General features: G+C 68.2%; 13 protein-coding genes. 2 read left to right on the top strand and 11 right to left on the bottom strand.

The genetic code is table 11. The features are described from left to right. Nucleotides 1-102: 102 nt before the first annotated feature. From Pla175_RS24735 to Pla175_RS24720, 4 genes are all read right to left on the bottom strand, one after another. Nucleotides 103-621, bottom strand: coding sequence for a hypothetical protein (locus tag Pla175_RS24735; protein WP_145291759.1), 519 nt, complete (start codon nucleotides 619-621; stop codon nucleotides 103-105). A gap of 145 nt (nucleotides 622-766) precedes the next feature. After that, complete coding sequence (locus Pla175_RS24730) at nucleotides 767-1,510, bottom strand: leucine-rich repeat domain-containing protein (RefSeq protein WP_145291758.1); 744 nt, start codon at nucleotides 1,508-1,510, stop codon at nucleotides 767-769. A 123-nt stretch (nucleotides 1,511-1,633) separates the two neighbouring features. Then, nucleotides 1,634-1,999, bottom strand: a complete 366-nt coding sequence (locus Pla175_RS24725) for a DUF2200 domain-containing protein (RefSeq protein WP_145291757.1) — start codon at nucleotides 1,997-1,999, stop codon at nucleotides 1,634-1,636. Nucleotides 2,000-2,336: 337 nt separating this feature from the next. Further along, entirely contained in the window at nucleotides 2,337-3,608 is a 1,272-nt protein-coding gene (locus Pla175_RS24720) for a hypothetical protein (RefSeq protein WP_231954062.1), read from the bottom strand. Between the two features lie 197 nt (nucleotides 3,609-3,805). Between Pla175_RS24720 and Pla175_RS24715 the strand changes: the two genes are divergently transcribed. Beyond that, nucleotides 3,806-4,735 carry a histone deacetylase family protein gene (locus Pla175_RS24715; RefSeq protein ID WP_145291755.1) on the top strand — a complete coding sequence of 310 codons (930 nt, stop codon included), beginning with the start codon at nucleotides 3,806-3,808 and terminating at the stop codon, nucleotides 4,733-4,735. 27 nt (nucleotides 4,736-4,762) lie between these two features. Here the strand turns inward: Pla175_RS24715 and Pla175_RS24710 are convergent, their stop codons facing one another. The 3 genes from Pla175_RS24710 to Pla175_RS24700 all read right to left on the bottom strand — a co-directional run bounded on the left by Pla175_RS24710 (nucleotide 4,763) and on the right by Pla175_RS24700 (nucleotide 11,076). After that, the gene (locus tag Pla175_RS24710; protein ID WP_145291754.1) at nucleotides 4,763-7,276 is read right to left on the bottom strand and encodes a DUF11 domain-containing protein; all 2,514 of its coding nucleotides are present in this window, start codon (nucleotides 7,274-7,276) and stop codon (nucleotides 4,763-4,765) included. 209 nt (nucleotides 7,277-7,485) lie between these two features. Further along, on the bottom strand, nucleotides 7,486-8,274 hold the full coding sequence (locus tag Pla175_RS24705) for a Nif3-like dinuclear metal center hexameric protein (RefSeq protein ID WP_145291753.1): 789 nt from the start codon (nucleotides 8,272-8,274) through the stop codon (nucleotides 7,486-7,488). Nucleotides 8,275-8,292: 18 nt separating this feature from the next. After that, nucleotides 8,293-11,076, bottom strand: a complete 2,784-nt coding sequence (locus Pla175_RS24700) for a hypothetical protein (RefSeq protein ID WP_145291752.1) — start codon at nucleotides 11,074-11,076, stop codon at nucleotides 8,293-8,295. Between the two features lie 120 nt (nucleotides 11,077-11,196). Between Pla175_RS24700 and Pla175_RS24695 the strand changes: the two genes are divergently transcribed. After that, nucleotides 11,197-11,982 carry a sugar phosphate isomerase/epimerase family protein gene (locus Pla175_RS24695; RefSeq protein ID WP_197527135.1) on the top strand — a complete coding sequence of 262 codons (786 nt, stop codon included), beginning with the start codon at nucleotides 11,197-11,199 and terminating at the stop codon, nucleotides 11,980-11,982. A gap of 57 nt (nucleotides 11,983-12,039) precedes the next feature. Here Pla175_RS24695 and Pla175_RS24690 read toward each other — a convergent pair whose 3' ends face one another. From Pla175_RS24690 to Pla175_RS24675, 4 genes are all read right to left on the bottom strand, one after another. Continuing rightward, nucleotides 12,040-12,927 carry a hypothetical protein gene (locus tag Pla175_RS24690; RefSeq protein ID WP_145291750.1) on the bottom strand — a complete coding sequence of 296 codons (888 nt, stop codon included), beginning with the start codon at nucleotides 12,925-12,927 and terminating at the stop codon, nucleotides 12,040-12,042. Nucleotides 12,928-12,975: 48 nt separating this feature from the next. Beyond that, the gene (locus tag Pla175_RS24685) at nucleotides 12,976-13,563 is read right to left on the bottom strand and encodes a Uma2 family endonuclease (RefSeq protein WP_145291749.1); all 588 of its coding nucleotides are present in this window, start codon (nucleotides 13,561-13,563) and stop codon (nucleotides 12,976-12,978) included. Between the two features lie 66 nt (nucleotides 13,564-13,629). After that, on the bottom strand, nucleotides 13,630-15,078 hold the full coding sequence (locus Pla175_RS24680; protein ID WP_145291748.1) for a DUF58 domain-containing protein: 1,449 nt from the start codon (nucleotides 15,076-15,078) through the stop codon (nucleotides 13,630-13,632). A gap of 252 nt (nucleotides 15,079-15,330) precedes the next feature. Then, on the bottom strand, nucleotides 15,331-16,353 hold the full coding sequence (locus tag Pla175_RS24675; protein ID WP_145291747.1) for an AAA family ATPase: 1,023 nt from the start codon (nucleotides 16,351-16,353) through the stop codon (nucleotides 15,331-15,333). Nucleotides 16,354-16,364: the final 11 nt, after the last annotated feature.

The following is a 16,364-nucleotide window of genomic DNA, read 5'->3' as shown; positions in this document are numbered from 1 at the left end:
CAAGCTCCGGGCGCTGACGCTTCCGGCTCCATGTGTGGTGCGCCATGTTCAGGCTTGCGTGGACATGCTTGGTCGTATAGGCGCCCGGCGTACACGTGATGGTTACTCGGCGTCAGGATTGTCGATTTGCTGGAACGGGAGTTTCACTCCGTCATGGAACGGCATCAAGATCTTTGCAGGCTTTCCAGCGACAGGACGAAAGACTTCGGGGAGAGGGAGCAAGGTGTCTAGGTATTCGAGCGACGCCTTGCCATGCAAGACGCGCAGATCGCCATTCCGGGCCCACGTGCCGCAAGTTCCGCAGAGCGTTACCGTAGACGTTGGCTTGCCTCGCGAGGTGATCGACACGGCATAGGCGGGACTGTGGCCACAGAACGGCACGTCTTCGTCGTCGGCGAGTTCTTTCCGCAAGAGAATGCGTAGTTTCTTCGCCTCGGTGACGTTGAGCCGCCGAGTTCCGATCAGGTCGGCCTTGCCGCCATTCCATTCGGTCGGAATCGTTTGCTCGCCATCAATCGCGCCGCGAGGGTCTAGCAGGTGGACGACCACTCGGTCTGGCAGGCCGGCTGCTTGTGCAGAGACGGCGAACGAGGCAATCAGCGTAACAAGAAGATTTCGCATTGACTCGCTCGGGTAGCAGGTGGAAAAAGGGGGACATTCTGCTTTGCGATCGAAAAGTAGAATGTCCCCTTTGTACGTCCACGCAAGCGTAGGCATGGCGCCCGGCTCGCGTGGATATGGCATCCGGCTATGTTCGCTGTCGTCTCTAACGCAACACTGGACGGTTTGGAAGTAAGCTGTTGAGTTCGTCAATTCCCTTGTCTGTCACGGCCGTGCCATCAACGAAGACCATTTCTAGTTGCTCATGCTTGTCGAGTTCTTGTAGTCCGGCGTCAGACAGGTGCGTTCCTCGAACTCCAAGCGTCCGAAGTTTTGTGAGTCCGTCAAGCGATCCCATTCCAGCATCGGTTACCTGTGTTTCGTCAACGTGCAGCATCCAAATCGAACGGAGTGTGCCAATAGCGTCTAGCGAATCATCCGTAATGTTGCAGCGTTCCAGCTTGACGACCTCAAGTGTTGTTAGTGTGGCGAGCTGGCGCACACCAAGGTCGGTAATGTTCGTGCCAGACACTTCAAGTTGCTTTATACGCGGAAGCGTCGAAAGATGCTGAAGGCCCAGGTCAGTGATATTGGTATCGTTCAGGTTCAGGTGAGTCAGCTCGGAAAGTGAGCCAATTTCGGCCAAGAGCTTTTCGGTTACGACGGCACTAGTCAGGTCAATTGCGCCGAGGTACGAACGGCCGGTCATCCCTCGGCCCGCGGTTAATCCGCCCCACGTGACATGACCGCCGATCTGCTCTATTTCGGCGGCAAGTTCAAGCTCCCGGCTTGTTTGCTGGATAGGGTACCGCATCCATGCGAACGCGACGCAGCACAGCGTGACGAGTGAAAGCATCTGCAGGACGCTGAATCGAAACGAACGACTTTTCTTCAGTGGGAGGGGGTTCATCTTGCGATCGAAGGTATGTGATTGAAGCACGCGAACAACCCAGCTCAGCAGCGACGGCGACCGGGGAAGGAAAAGTGCTCATCCTACTTTGCGCGGGCAAGCCAGAACGCCCCATTGCACGGCTCAGCCCGCACGCAAAACCTTCTCCATCTTCCGCCCCTTCGCCAGCTCGTCCACCAGCTTGTCCAGGTAACGCACCTTTTGCGTCAACGGATTGGCGATCTCTTCGACCCGGTAGCCGCAGATGACGCCGGTGATCAGGTGGGCGTTGGGGTTCAGCTTGGCTTTGTGGAAGAATTGCTCGAAGGTTAGTTCGTCCTTGATGTGCTTCTGCAGCGCCTTCTCGTTGAAGCCGGTGAGCCACTTGATCACTTGATGCAGCTCTTCCTTGGTCCGGCCCTTCTTTTCGACCTTGGCGAGCAGGTGCGGGTACACAAAGGCGAACGTCATGCTCGCGATCCGCTGGTCGTGGTCGTATGCGCGTTTCATGCTGCGCGAGAGTCTTGGAGTGGGTAGCGAACCAGCAAAACGGGGCGCGCCCCCTCAGCTAAGAAGCCGCTCAAGCAAAACTCCCGCAACCACGGACAATCACCACAGAGCCACGGAGGACACAGAGACATTAGAGAGACGGGAGAAATCCATGGTGACCGACGACTAGCGCCAAAACGTGTCGCATTGGCTTGCCGGACTTGCTCACGGTTGCTCCTTTTTGTGCTCCGAGCGTCTCAGTGCACTCGGTGACTCTGTGGTTCACTTGATCCTTGCGGGAGCTATTCTTGATTCGTTCCTAGTCGCGTGTTTCTAAGGGAGCCGGAAGCGTCAGCGCTTACAGCGGGGCGATTGCTTCTTCGGGCTCGGCGCCCGCCGGTTTGGCGAGCTGGCGGATTTCGGCGGCCCAGCGGTCGATCTCCAGCGTCACGTCCAGGTCCTGCGTGCCGCGCGGGTCCTTGGCCACGTTGATCAGCTTGTCGGTAGCGGCCGCCATCTGGGTGAGCGCTTCGCTGCGGGGGCCGGCCACGGGCGCAAGGGCCGTGAGGCTGTCCTTCAGGTGCATGAGCTGGGCGATCAGCGCCCCGCGGTTGTAGGTGAGGAACCCTTCCAGCGGGTCGACCTCGAACCGGGACGAACTAATCACCGGCCCGCCCGAGCGGACGACCCCGGCCTGCAGGTCTTCGAACTCGTTGGCCTCGTCGCGTTCGTACTTGGCGACGTCCGAGGCCAGGGCGACCACCGCCTCGGCGGCCGCTAGCGACGCGGCGCCTTCGGGGAGCTTGAAGCTTTCTTGGCCCAACAGCGCGGCGATCCGGCTGCGGTTGTCGAGGTGCAGGTCGTCGTTGGCGATCATGGCGGTCATGGCCTCGAGCGCGCCGCCGCCGGCAACGCCGATGTTCGCCAGCCCCTCGGCCGCACGCATGCGGAGCCAGCCGCGGACCTCGCGGTTCACCTCCGGCGGGAAGTCTTCTTGCTTGAGCACCGCCAGCAGCGCGGCGAAGGTTTGCCGCTTGCCGTCGCGGTCGAGCCCCGCGAACGCACGCGAGTGGCGTTCGAGGCCCACCAGCGCGCCGGCCAGCATCGACGGCGAGAACGTCCCCTTGAGCCCCAGGCCGACGATCTGCGCAAGCCGGGCGTTGGCTTCTGGCAGCGGCACGGCGGGGCGTTGGTTGGCGCCCTTCTCGATGGCGTACGTCTTGTCGAGCCCGCCCAGGATCAGCACCGCGTTGTAGACCACCGCCGGGTGGTACTCGCGGAAGCCCTTGATCACGTTCATGCTGTAGGCGTAGGCCTTGGCGGTGAGGTCGCTTTGTAGGCTGGCGTCGGCGGGCCAGATAAACTGGCTGAACAGGTCGAAGCGCAGGTCGCCCAGCTCGCCGAGCGAGGTCTCGTCGGTCCGCGTCATCGCCGGGAAGTAGTAGCGGGTCAGGTAGTCGTCAAAGTTCTTCCGCTCGGCCGGGTCGCCGCTGGGGCTCTTGGCGTAGCGGATGGCGATCTGCCGCTGGCGGTTGAGTTTTTGATCGACCGGGTCCTGCTTGTACTGGGCCGCCGCAGGGTGCGGGCACAGGCCCGCCAGCGCGACCAAAAACAGGCACGTCCATCGCATAGAAAACGATTGCATCATCACGGTTCCTGGTCGCTTACGAAAAGTCGTAACCTCCACACTACTCACGGTTTCGGAAAAGTGTCAAGCTGCGGGGGATAGCCGGGGCCCGATTGTGGCGGTTGCAGTGATCGCGCGCCCCGGGCGCCCAGCGGCGTTGACCCCTGCATTGTCGTCCGGATCTCAGGCCCTGAACCGCTATGACGCTGCTGTATTCCAGCCCTCGACTGCTCGATCACGACACCGGCGACCACCCCGAACGCGCCGAGCGGCTGCGGGCGGTTTCTCAAAGAATCGGGGCAGAGGCCCGGTTTTCTTCCCTCCCCCGGCCAGAATGGGCGCCGGCGACCCCGGGGGCGATCGCCGCGGTGCACGGCGACCGCTACGTGCAGGAGATCGACGCCCTGGCCGCCAGCGGCGGCGGCCGGCCCGACCCAGACACGGTGGTGGGGCCCCTGTCGATGGAGGTCGCCCGGCTGGCCGCGGGCGCCGCGTGCGACGCGGTGGGGCGCGTCGTCGCGGGCGAGGACTCATCGGCGTTGTGCCTGGTCCGTCCCCCGGGGCACCACGCGCTGGCCGACGCGGCGATGGGGTTCTGCCTGCTGAACCACGCCGCCATCGCCGCGCGTGCAGCGCTCGACGCGCACGGGCTCGACCGCGTGCTGATCGTCGACTGGGACGTGCACCACGGCAACGGCACGCAGGACATCTTCTACCGCGAGCCGCGCGTCGGGTTCTTCTCGGCCCACCGCGCGCCGTTCTATCCCGGCACCGGCGCCGCGGACCAAACCGGCGCGGGCCCGGGGCTGGGCGCCACCAGCAACCTGCCGGTGGCGTTCGGCACGCCGCGCGCGGACTACCTGCGCCGCTTCGCCGGCCAACTGCAGACGATGGCCGACCACATCCGGCCGCAGCTAGTGATCCTCAGCGCCGGCTTCGACAGCCACCGCGAGGACCCGATCGGGTCGTTGGGGCTAGAGACCGAAGACTTTGCAGAGCTGACGCGCCTGGTGCGGGGCGTGGCCGACACGCACGCCGGGGGGCGTGTGGTGAGCTTGTTGGAGGGGGGGTACAACCCACCGGTGCTTGCGGAGTGTGTGGCGCTGCACCTGAGCGAGTTGATGCGCTAGCGCCGCGCCGCGTGTTCGCGCCGCCCGCTACTCGTCCCCGAACACACGCGTGCTCTCTTCCTTCCGCACGGGTTGCTGCAGGTCGTCGCTGTGCACCTCGATGGTCATCCGCTGGTCGCCGGCCGTGGCGCCTTGGGCGACGACTTGGAACACCACCTCTGCCTGCGGTTCGAGGCTGCGGATGGGTTCGAACACCACCTCGGCGCCGCGGATGGCGTGGCGCGCGGGGCCCTCGGCGCTGACAAGCTGCAGGCCGGCCGGCGCGATCGCCTTGACCTGGACGTTCATCGCGGCCTTGGATCCCTGGTTGGTCAGGCGGACCTCGTAGCCGGTTTGGCCGCCGACCTCGATCGGGTCTTGCAGGTCGCGCACGCTGAACGCGATCGCCGCGATCCCTTCGACTCGCACCTGCTGGGCCGACTCGTCGCTAAGCCCCTCGCGGGCCCGGCCCTCGACGCGCAGCGTCAGGTCGCCCGGCGCGGTCGGCACGGCGGTGACTTCCACCGCGCCGGAGCCCCCTTCGGGCAGTTCCGCCAGGCTCCACAGCACGGCGTGCTGGGCCGGGTCGTACTCGCCCAGGTTGTTGGCTTTGACGAACTTCATCCCCTGCGGCAGGTAGGCCGCGAGCTGGATGTCCTTGGTGGCGGCGGTGCCGGGGTTCTCGATGCTCACGGTGTAGGTGCCGGGGCGGTCGAGGTACCGCTTGCTCGGGCCGCTTAGCGCCAGGGCGAGCCCGGGCGCCACGATGTCGAACTCAACGCGTTGGTCTACCTCTAGGCCGCCGTCGGCGCGGGCGGTCAGCACGTTGGTGACGCGGCCCGCCTGCTCGGCGGTCATCACCAGCTCCATGCGGCGGGTCTCGCCCGCCTTGAGCGTGCCGACCTCAAACTCGAGGGCCGGTCCGGCCGCGTGGCGGAGGTTCTCCGGCACTTGTTCGTACAGCTCGACGTTCATCGCGTCGCCGGTGCCGGGGTTGTGCAGCTCGATCGTCACCACCTGCTGACGGCCGACCAGCACCTTGGCGGGCGCCGTCATCCGCAGCGCAAGCTGGGGCCGCGTGCAGACCACGCGGGCGGACGCCTGCGCGGCGAAGCGGACGCTGGCGACGCTGCCGATCTCGCCCTCTTCGAACGGCATCAGCTCCATGGTAAGCGTCTTCTCCTCGCCGGCCGACAGCGTGCCGAGCCGCCACGTGAGGCCGCCCGAGGCAGAGGCCTCGGCCTGCGGCGCAGTGGCCAGCAGCCGGGCGCCGGCCGGTGTTTGATCGGTGACGGTCACGTCTTCGGCCGCGCGGCGGCCGGTGTTGCGCACCTTGATGACGAACTGGGCCGGGGAGCCGACCTGCACCTCGGCGGGGGTGAGCTTCTCGATCGTGAGCGATGGCTGCTGCGGCCCCTCGAGCGCCCGCTCGCCCGGCTTGCCGTCGCCGAGCTGGCTGGCCGAGGGGGTGTGCGACTGCATGGGCTGCGGCGCGGCGCCCAGCGGACCTGCGCCCATCGACTCGGCAGAGTTGGGCCCGGGGACCATCGGCTCAACCGGCACGGGCCGCGATTCTAACGGCTGGGCTTCCATCGGCTGAGCTTCCATGGGCTGGGCGTCCATGGGGAGCGACGCCATCGGGGGCGCCGGCTCTTCGGCCGGGGGGGCCGTCTCAGCGAACGGCTCGCTCATCGCCGCGGCCGCGAACGCGGCGGGGGCGTCTGGCGACGCGGTAGCCACGGGCATCGGTTCGGCGCGCAGCGCGTTCTGCGGGGCGGGCTCGGCGAAAGTGCGCGCCGGTTCGCTCGGCTCGATCGTTTGCAGCTCGCCCGGGGCTTGGCCGGGCATCGGCGGCAGGGGGACCGCGTCGCCGGCCGGCGCGGCGGCGCCGTAGGCAGAAGCCGCGGGGGCGGCGTCCGCCGAGCGGGCGAACGGGTTGGCAGAGAATCCGGCCGGGGGCGCCGCGGCGTCGGACGCTTCGGGCTGGTCGTAGCGCACCGGCTGGACCTCGTCGGCCGAGGGTTCCTCGAAGGCTTCGCGTGCGTCGTCGGCGGGGGCCAGGGGCCGCGCCTCGGGGGCGGGCCTCAACGGGTTGGGCTCGTCGCTGGGCATGAACGCGTAGCGTTGCTGCGAGCCCAGCGCGTCGCGATGCTGCGAGCCCAGCGCGTCGCGCTCCTGGGGGCCGTCTGGCTTGCTGGCCAGCGACGCGCGTGCGTAGCGGTCGTTGGGGTCGGGGGATTGCCCACGCGCCACGGGCGCCTCGTCCTCTGCCAGCGTCGGCAGCGCGGCCAGCGGCGTGGGCTTGTAGCGTGCGTCTTGGCCTGCCGAGCGGGAGGAGAGCGTGGCCGGTTCGGTCGCCATCGCGAAACCGCGGGCGAGGGCGTCGGCTGCTGTGCCCGACCCGGTGGCGGCCACGGGGGCGTCGCCGTCTGCGGGCGCCGTGATGGCGGCCGGCTCGGTTGGTACGCCGATGCCCAGCAGGCCCCACACGCCCCCCGCGGTGGCGGTGGTTGCGCCCAACACCATCGAACCGTACTTCCAGTAGCTGATCGCTTGACTCATCGCTTACCCACGTCCGTGAGGGTGCTGGGGCGCGGCATCCGCAGCCGGCCGCTCGTTGGCTTCCGCGCGGTGGATACCAAATCGGGGCAGACCCGCAAAGACCGATGCAGCGCCAAGCTATGCAGGCGCCCCCCCAAGAAACGCCACTAGCCGACGGGCTAGTGGGCTTTGGCAACCGGTGGTTACAGACGCGGCGCCGCTCGGGCCCCCTAGCTAGCAGTGAAGGCTGCTAGCGGGTCGCGTTCGTCGCGGCTCGCCCACACGGTGAGCTCCGGGTGGGCCGCGGCCAGCCGGGCGGCCAGGCTTTGCATCGCGAAGCGTTCGCTGGCGTAGTGCCCCAGGAGCACCACGCCCACCCCGGCGGCCTCCGCAGCCAGGCAGTCGTGGAAGGTCATCTCGCCGGTCACCATGGCCGAGGCGCCCGCGGCGATCGCCCCCTCGAGCAGCGACCCCCCCGAGCCGCAGGCGATGGCGACGCGGTCGACCGCGTCTTGGCCGGCGCCGACCGTGCGCAGCGACGCGATGCCGAAGAACCGGGCCGCGGCCAAGCAGAGCTCTGCGAACGAGTCTTCGACGCAGACCCCGATCCGCCCCGAGCCCACCCCGGCGTCGCTCTCTAGCAGCGGCAGCACGTCGGTCAGGTTCAGCCCGTCGGCGATCTGATCGTTGACGCCCCCGACGGCCGAGTCGTACGCCGTGTGGGCGCTGTAAACCGCCACGCCGGCGGCCGCCAGGCTCAGCACCAGGCGCCCCGGCGGGGCGTCGTCGACGATGGTTTTCAGCGGCCGGAACGGCAGCGGGTGGTGCGAGACCACGAGCTGGGCGCGTTCGCGGACCGCCTCGGCCGCCGTGGCGGGGGTGACCGTCAGGCAGGTCATGACCCGCTCGACAGGCGCGTCGCGCGCCCCTAGCAGCAGGCCGACGTTGTCCCACGGTTCGGCAAGGGCCAGCGGGGCGGCGCCTTCGAGCGATTGGCAGAGCTGGCGGACGGTGGTCATGCCGAAAAATAGAACGCGCTAGCCCTCGGGCGTGAAGGGGCGCGCCACAGCGGCGTCCGCCTGCGCCCGGGGGGCCGGCTCATCGGCTGCCTGCGGCGGGGGCCCCGCGGTCGCCTGGAAGCGGTGGATCAGCGTGCGTTCTCCGTCGGTCTCTTCGAGCCGCAGCTTCATGACCTGCCCGATCAGCTCCTGGCCGTCCTCGTAAGAGTAGTGCTTCTCGTCCCCCGCGGGCCCGAGCTGGAACACTTGCTGCCGCTGCCGGCGGCGCCCCCAGGTGTAGAGCATGCACTTGAAGTTGGGGGCGGCCCCGCCGCCGTCGTTCACCATCTTCTGCACCACCATCAGGCGGCCCTTCGGGTCGAGGAAGGTGTGGATATCGAAGCGGACGTCTGCCCGCCCCACGTGCAGCGTGCGCCAGGCGCTAAACACGTAACGCCGGTCTGCGTTGATGTCGAAATCGATACGCACCCGTTGCGGGCCGTAGCTCGCCTCCTTGAGGCTGATCTCGATCGGCACGGAGACCGTGGCGCCGGCAGGCATCCGCAGCTCTGCGCTGGGGACGTAGATGTCCCACTCGTTGCTGGCGGCGGGCTGCCCGCTACGCGACTCGGCCAGCGCGTCGGGGACGAAGAAGCTGAACGTGCCGCTCACCGTGCCGACGCCGGGGCGGAACGTGTTGGTCAGGCTGATCTGGTTGGGGTGGACGTGGGTGAACACGCTGGGGATGTGGTCGTCCGCCAGCTCGATGGCCATCCGCCACCGCGCCACCGCATCGTTGAGGCCGACGACAAAGGTGGGCATCCGCGACGCAGAAACCGTCTGCTCGCCGTCCCCGTCGGCGACGGGGACGGGCCGACCCCAGATGTCGAACCGCTCAATGGCCTCACCCAGGTAGAGGGTCTCGGTGGTGGGGTTCTCGTTCCACAGCACCATCACGACCTGCCCGTTCTTGCGGCGGAACAACCGGTTCTCGCTGCCCCCCGGGAGCTGCATCCGCCCCAGGTACTCGGCGCCCCCCAGCAGCCGGGCCGTGGTGCGCCACGGCAGCAGCAGCTCGCCCGGGGTGCCGTCGCGCTCCATCAATCCGCGCGGCCCTGAGAACGGCTTGGCGACGAACACCCCCCGCGCGCCGTGCATCTTGGCGGTCACCATCTGGTGCACAAACCGCCGCACGCGTTCCTGGTGGCGTTCGACCTCGGTCGGAAGGTCGGCGTCTTCCGAGAGGGGCTCGATCAGCACCCAGCGGTTGACGGTTGTGGGCGTGGCGGTCACGAGCCGCTGTTCGAGCTCGAACTCCTGCAGCGCGTGCCCCGAGCACATCTGCTGGAACTCCCAGACGGGGCTCTTGGACGTGGGTTGCGCCCACCGCCACCCGATCCCCAGCCGCACGTCCTGGCCGAAGCGGAACAGTTGGGTCCGGATCAGCTCGACCCGCTTGGCCAGCGTGTCGTCCTCGCCCATCAGGCTCACGTCGTACTCGCCCCCCAACTGCCACCAACGCACGCGGAGCGAGAGCCGGGTCATCACGTGGTCCCACATCGGCAGCCACTCGGAGGGGTCACCCCCCAGCATCTGGCCGACCGGCGTCGGTTGAGCACGGGCGTCGCCCGATTGCGGAGACATCAGCAGCCCCACCGCCTCGATGTCGTGGGCCGCGAGCTGCTCTACGAAGTGGACGATGCGGTCCCCCAACGCCGACTGGTCGGCCGGGAACCAGACCGGGAGCTTCATCCACCCGATCCCTACCTCCGGCAGCAGCGACTGCAACGACCCCGCGGCCAGCGCGGGGCGCAGCGGCATCGGGGACCAATCGATCTCGTCCAGCGACCAGCCGAACTCGCTCTGGGCCGGCGCGCTCAGCTTCGGCAGCACCGCGAGGCTGACCTTTCGTTCGTCCATCAGCTCGCCGGTGATGCTGCTGATCATCTCGACCCGCACGCGGTAGAAGCCCGGCTCGGTGATCTTGGGCTCCCAGTCCGTAGACCCCTCGAACCCGCTGGCGATGGTGGAGCCCTTGAACGACTCCTCGACGATCAGCTTGCCGTCCATGTGCTTCTCGCCCTGCTCGCCGATCTCTCGGTCGGTCGCGTCGAGAAGCTGGAAGCGGATGTCGGGGTCGCGTTCGCGGATGCCAGACATCGTGCAGGTGACCAGCACTTCGCGTGGGTCTTGGTACACGTTGTAAACGTTGTTGGTGGTGACCTTCATGCTGGGCATCCGCGCCACCCACACGTCCCCCAGCGCCACCTCGCCCTCCAGGTCGCCGCGCCGCCCCGGGTCGGCCGTGATCCGCGCTACGGCCTGGGTCACCTCGGGGTGGAGCGTCCGCAGCGTGTCGAGCTTGATCCGCTGCCACTCCGCCCCCTCGGCGATGGGCTCGCTCATCTCCGACTGCAGCGTCTGGCCCTCGGCGTTCTGGAAGTCGATGCGGAAGCGGACCGCCGTGTGCTGGACGCGCTCTACGCGCACCTGCGCTTCGATCTTGTAGGCGAAGCGCGGCGAGACGCGGATGGGGGGAGACGACGCCTCGGCCCGGGAGCCGTCTAGGCGGATCACCAGCGCCCGGCCGGACGAGGCGCCCGCGGCGTCGTCGATCTCCATCTCGACGTAGCGGGGGTAGTCGGGCCCCTCGGCCCGTCGCCAGCGGTCGGGCCAGCCGTCGTAGTTCACGTCCCACGCTTCGTCGAAGCCACAGTGGAACACCTCCACGGCGTCCGACGGCCGCGCGGGGGCGCGGACCCCCTCCGCCTGCCGGGCGAGCGGGCAGGTCAACAAGATCAATAGCAGCAAATAGCGCGGCATGGCTGGTTCCGGGGCGCGGCCAGCGCCCGCTTCCGCGGGCCTGTGCGCAACTGTACCGTGAGGCCGGGCGCCTTCTGCCGCCATTCGTCCTCCCCACGCAAACCCGCGTCCGACACAACCGTGCCAACCCATCCCATCGGAATCCAGCTCGCCAGCCTCGCGGCGCCGCTGAGGCGTGGGCTCGCCCTGGCGTCGCAACTGGGCGCCGACGGCGTTGAGATCGACCTCCGCACCGGGCTGCCGGCCGGCGACGTGTCGCAGACCGCTGCCCGCGAGCTGCGCAAGCTGCTGGCCGACCAGAACCTCAAGGTCTCCGCCGCGGCGTTCCCCACCCGCCGGAGCCTGGCCGACCCCGAGGAGCTGGACCGCCGCATCGCGGCCCTGCGCGAGGCGACCCGCGCCGCGGCCCGGCTCGGGGCGCGGGTGCTGGTGGTCCGCGCCGGTCGGATCCCCTCAGAGGACGAGAGTGATGCGCGGCAAACGCTTATCCATTCACTCACCGCGATCGCCTCGACGGGCGACCGCGAGGGGGTAGTGATTGCGCTTGAAACGGGTCACGAGAGCCCCGCCGACCTGGCAACGCTGCTCGACGAGCTCCCGATGGGCCTCGTGGGCGCCGACCTCCACCCCGCGCGGCTCCTCTCCGGCGGCCACGCGCCGCTGGAGGCCGCCGGGGCGCTCGGCCCGCGGATCGTGCACGTCCACGCCGCAGACGCGGTGCACGACTTTGCCGAGCGGCGCGTCGTCGAGGTCGAGCTGGGCCGCGGCGCGGTCGACTTCCCCGAGATCGTCGGCGCGCTCGAGCAGTTCGACTACCGCGGCTGGATCACCATCGAACGCCGCCACGCCACGCGTCCGGTCGAAGAGATCGGCGACGCGGTAGCGTTCCTGCGGTCACTCCACTAGGCGAGCCGTCGGCGTTAGCCGCCGGAGGCAAACCCAAACAGCCGTCGGAGGCGTCCCTCACGCCAAAGGCAGCCCCGAGTCGCAAAGCGTCATCCGGTCGTGCAGCTCGACCAACGGCGCCAGGGCGCTGATGGTTTCCTCGGGGCCGAGCCGCTCAACGCGTGCACAAGCAGCAAAGCCCTCGCACGCGGCGTCGTAGCCGTGCACCCAGTCGCGGTGCTCCGCCTCGTGAGCGGCGTCTTCGAAAGGGAACTCGCGTCTGGGCTGCCCCAGTCCAACCCGCCACGGTTTGGGGGTGAGCCTGGCGCGGAAGCACTCCTGGCTCTTGCAGAGACGACGGTACAACGGGTCGCTGTCGAGCCCCGCCAGGATCGACTCCGAGAGCTCGCTGCGGGCGCTGATTGCTTGGTTGGTGACCACGCAGCGGAAGCCCGCCGCGGTGCGGTAGACGGTGAGCGCCACGCTGGGATTGGCGGCGGACCAGGCGCGGATGCCGTCGAGCACGAGTTCGGCCGGGTCGGCCGCGGGGGGCTGGTTGGCGGCGCCGCCGAACAGGCGACGGACCGCTCCCAGCAGCGCCGCGGCCACCGGCTGCGGCGGGGGTTTGGGGACGTCGGCGTCGATGAACATCAGCTCGCGTGTGTTGAGCACCAGCGCGCCGTAGCGGTTGCGCGTGACCACCGCGGCGGGGTGGTCGTCGTCGCCCAGTTCTTGGACGATCTCTTCACGCGCCGGCCGGGTAAGGTAGGCGTACTCGCCGCCGGGCGCTTCTTCGCGCTTCCCCTTGGCCAACCAATCGGCGATGCGCTGCGCCGCGGACCGCGCGCGCTCGCGGGCCTCGTGCTCGTTGGTTTCGGACCAGCCCCAACCGGTCGCTTGTTCCACCCGCCCCTTGCCGCCGGTAGACGTAGCCGATTCGCGGACCCAGAACCGAGCGATCTTCATGGCGGGCTTGTGGTGGAGGCGTCCGAAGCGGTGGGGTTGGCGGCGGGGCTACGCCTCTTCCGCTTCAAACTCTACGCGGGCGTAGACTTCACGCAGCGGCAGCACGAGGTCGATCGATCCGACGGTGATCGACGCGTCCAGGCCCGAGGCGTCGTTGAGCTGCCAGACGCCGCCCTCTCCTAGCGAAAACCGATCGATCTGCGGGCGGTCCTGCGAGACCAAGAAGTACTCCTTCAGGCTCGGCAGGCTGCGGTAGTGCCCGAACTTCTTGCCCCGGTCATAGGCCTCGGTCGACTTGCTCAGCACCTCGAAGATGACCTGCGGGTTGAGCAGCGTGTCTAGGTGCTGGTCCTCAAACTCGGGCTTCTCGCACGTGATGGTGAGGTCCGGATAGGTGTACAGACCAGTGGCGTCGATCTTGACTCGCATGTCTGATCCGAGAACCTCGCATTGGCTTTGCCTGAGCGCGGCGTGGATCAATCCCGTCAAGTTCACCGTCGCCCTGTTGTGCTGACGGCTGGCGCCCCCCATGGCGAACATCTCGCCGCGGTAGAACTCGTGCTTGCAGTCGACCGCCGCGCGCTCGAGCTCCAGGTACTGGGTGGGTGAGAGGGAGGTTTTGGGAAGCGGTGACATCGGGAAAATCCTTCCTGGCGGGAATCTGCTCCTTCTCAAGTATAGCAAACCGGCTGCGGGGCGGCGTTACAGCAGGTTCCGCGCTTTCACCTCCAGGTACCGGTTTACCAGCGGCGCGGTCAGGTCTTCGGGGAACGCGTCGACCATCAACACCCCAGACGACTCGAGCCGGGCGATTTGGCGCCGCCGCCACAGCAGCACGTCGGCCGCGGCCGCGGCGCGGAACAGCGGGCCGTCTTCCAGCAGCCCGGCGGCGGACAGCTCGCCGGGGCGGAGCGGCGTATCGCGCCCGGCGCCGGCGGCCTCGAGCGCCGGCTCGACCGCTTCTACCGCGCTGAAAACCGAGCGGTCGCGCAGCAGCACCGCCAGCGGCAGGTGGCGGCCGGAGAGGTTCGCTAGCCGCGCCTCTACCTGGTCGGCGTTAACGTCGTCGATCAGGTTCGTGATCAGCACCACCATCGCCCGCTTGCGGACGTGCCGGGCGACGTGGCTGAACGCCTCGTCGTATCGGCTCTCGACCATCGCCGGGAAGCGGTCGTACGCGGCGTGCAGCAGCCGGTTCATCTGCTCGCGTCCCCCCTTGGGGGGGATGAAGCTGTGGATGCGGTCGGAGAAGCAGACCAGCCCCACGTGGTCCCCCTGCCGCAGCGCGACGAACGACAGCAGCAACGCCGCGTTGAGCGCGTGGTCCAGCAGGCTCACGCCGGCCGCTTCGCCGGTCATCATCCGCCCGCAATCGACCAAGAAGATGATCCGCTGGCTTTGGCTCGACTGGAAGTCCTTCACGGTCAGCTTGTTGCGCCGCGCGGTCGAACGCCAATCGATGTGCCGGTAGTTGTCGTCGGGGGTGTAGTCGCGGAGGCGTTCGAACTCGTTGTCCTGGCCGATGCGGCGGGTGCGGCGGACCCCCATCAGGCTGAGCCGGTTGGTGCGGGCCAGCAGGGCGTACTCGCCCAACTGCTTGAGGTCGGGGTAGACGTCCACGCGCGACTGGCACGGCAGCCGCAGTTGCCGCTGCCACAGCCCCCACCGGCTCAGGCCGCGGAGGTAAACCGCTTCGATCAAGAACTTCCCCCGCCGGGCCGGGCGCAACTGGTAGCGCAGCACCGACCGGCTCAAGGGGGGCAGCACCACGGTGAACCGGCTCGGGTCGGCGTTCAGGTCGGACTCGGCGCCGTCGCACACCCACACCGGCCGGCCGGTGGCCGAACTGTTGCTGAGCGTCAGCGTGACGGGGTGGTGCTTGCCGAGCGAAGCGATCAGCCCGACGCGTCGCTCGCAGGCGAAGTCCCTGGCGCGCGGCAGCGAGAACACGTCGACCAGCGCCGCGATGCCGATCGCCGCGTCTACCAGCGCCACGGCGGGCCACATCTCGGGCCACCGCAGCAGCGCCACCGCCAGCACCGCGGGGAGGTAGAGCGCCGCAACCAGCGGCCGGTGGGGGTAGACGCTCCCCAGACGCGCAAGCCCCAGCAGCGCGGCGGCGACGGCCAGCAGTGTCCAAAGAAAGGGCATGGCGAAAACGATGATTAGTTAAGGCCGCAGGCCGACTCGTGTCCCCCTCCCGCTTCAGGGGGAGGGGGGATCCGGGCGCACGACTGGCCCCCAGATCGCTTCGACAGTCTCAAGATCAGGGTTTGCGAACTCTGTACCCGCCACGAACCCCCTCCCCTAACCCCTCCCCCTGACGGGAGGAGGGGGATAAGGATCGGCCTTTGGCCTTACCTGCTCATACCTAATGCCTAATGCCTAAAACCTAGCGCTTTCTCATCCCCGCGGGACTTCCACGGTCCGCATCACGTTGTTCAGCACCTCGTCCACCGTGCGGCCCTCGACTTCGGCTTCGGCCGTGAGCACCACGCGGTGACGCAGCGCGGGGAGCGCGATCTCGGCGATGTCGTCCGGCACGGCGTAGTCGCGGCCGCTGAAGGCCGCCAGCGTCCTGGCGCCCTGCACCAGCGCGATGCCGGCCCGTGGCGACGCGCCCAGGTGCAGGTCGGGCCACTCACGCGTCTTTCGCACCAGGGAGTTGACGTAGGCGATCAGCGACTCCTCGACCCGCACGCGCCCGCAGGCCTGCGTCGCCTGCACCACCTGCTCGGGGCCGGTGACGGTGGCCACCTCGTTCTGCAGGCGGTCTTCTACGTCGATCTGCAGGCTGTGCTCCTTGAGCACGCGGGCCTCTTCGTCCGCGCTGGGGTAGTCCACCAGCACCTTGAACATGAAGCGGTCGAGCTGCGCCTCGGGCAGGTTGTAGGTCCCCTCGCTCTCCAGCGGGTTCTGCGTGGCCATCACCAAGAAGGGGCGTTCTAGCTGGTGAGTGGTGCGTTCGACGGTGACGCGGCGTTCTTGCATGATCTCTAGCAGCGCGGCGTGTGTCTTGGCCGGCGCGCGGTTGATCTCGTCCGCCAGCAGCAGTTGGGTGAAGACCGGTCCGGGGCGGAACGAGAAGTCCTGCGTCTTGAGGTTGAAGATCGGGGCGCCGGTGATGTCCGAGGGCATCAGGTCGGCGGTGAACTGGATCCGCCCGAACTTGCAGCCCAGCACCTTGCCCAGCGTCCGCACAAAGAGCGTCTTGCCCAGGCCCGGCACGCTCTCGATCAGCACGTGCCCGCCGGAGAAGAGCGCCACCAGCGTCGAGAGCACCAGCTCCTCCTGGCCGATGTACACCTTGCCCACCTCGCGCTTGATGGCGGCGAACATCCGCTGGATCGGCGTCGGCTCCGGCGCAAGCGGCGGGGGGGGGCTGGCGAAGGGCTCCGTGGAGTCTTGGTGGGGAGGCTCGGTCATAGCAGAAGGGG

Source organism: Pirellulimonas nuda, assembly GCF_007750855.1.
Taxonomy (GTDB): domain Bacteria; phylum Planctomycetota; class Planctomycetia; order Pirellulales; family Lacipirellulaceae; genus Pirellulimonas; species Pirellulimonas nuda.
This window is presented reverse-complemented; position numbering and strand designations above follow the sequence as displayed.

What these genes read in the sequence shown, in the direction of transcription:
- Pla175_RS24690 (WP_145291750.1), bottom strand. Translation starts at nt 12,927, where the DNA reads ATGAAGATCGCTCGGTTCTGGGTCCGCGAATCGGCTACGTCTACCGGC.
- Pla175_RS24680 (WP_145291748.1), bottom strand. Translation starts at nt 15,078, where the DNA reads ATGCCCTTTCTTTGGACACTGCTGGCCGTCGCCGCCGCGCTGCTGGGG.
- Pla175_RS24675 (WP_145291747.1), bottom strand. Translation starts at nt 16,353, where the DNA reads ATGACCGAGCCTCCCCACCAAGACTCCACGGAGCCCTTCGCCAGCCCC.
- Pla175_RS24685 (WP_145291749.1), bottom strand. Translation starts at nt 13,563, where the DNA reads ATGTCACCGCTTCCCAAAACCTCCCTCTCACCCACCCAGTACCTGGAG.
- Pla175_RS24705 (WP_145291753.1), bottom strand. Translation starts at nt 8,274, where the DNA reads ATGACCACCGTCCGCCAGCTCTGCCAATCGCTCGAAGGCGCCGCCCCG.
- Pla175_RS24735 (WP_145291759.1), bottom strand. Translation starts at nt 621, where the DNA reads ATGCGAAATCTTCTTGTTACGCTGATTGCCTCGTTCGCCGTCTCTGCA.
- Pla175_RS24720 (WP_231954062.1), bottom strand. Translation starts at nt 3,608, where the DNA reads ATGCGATGGACGTGCCTGTTTTTGGTCGCGCTGGCGGGCCTGTGCCCG.
- Pla175_RS24715 (WP_145291755.1), top strand. Translation starts at nt 3,806, where the DNA reads ATGACGCTGCTGTATTCCAGCCCTCGACTGCTCGATCACGACACCGGC.
- Pla175_RS24730 (WP_145291758.1), bottom strand. Translation starts at nt 1,510, where the DNA reads ATGAACCCCCTCCCACTGAAGAAAAGTCGTTCGTTTCGATTCAGCGTC.
- Pla175_RS24725 (WP_145291757.1), bottom strand. Translation starts at nt 1,999, where the DNA reads ATGAAACGCGCATACGACCACGACCAGCGGATCGCGAGCATGACGTTC.
- Pla175_RS24700 (WP_145291752.1), bottom strand. Translation starts at nt 11,076, where the DNA reads ATGCCGCGCTATTTGCTGCTATTGATCTTGTTGACCTGCCCGCTCGCC.
- Pla175_RS24710 (WP_145291754.1), bottom strand. Translation starts at nt 7,276, where the DNA reads ATGAGTCAAGCGATCAGCTACTGGAAGTACGGTTCGATGGTGTTGGGC.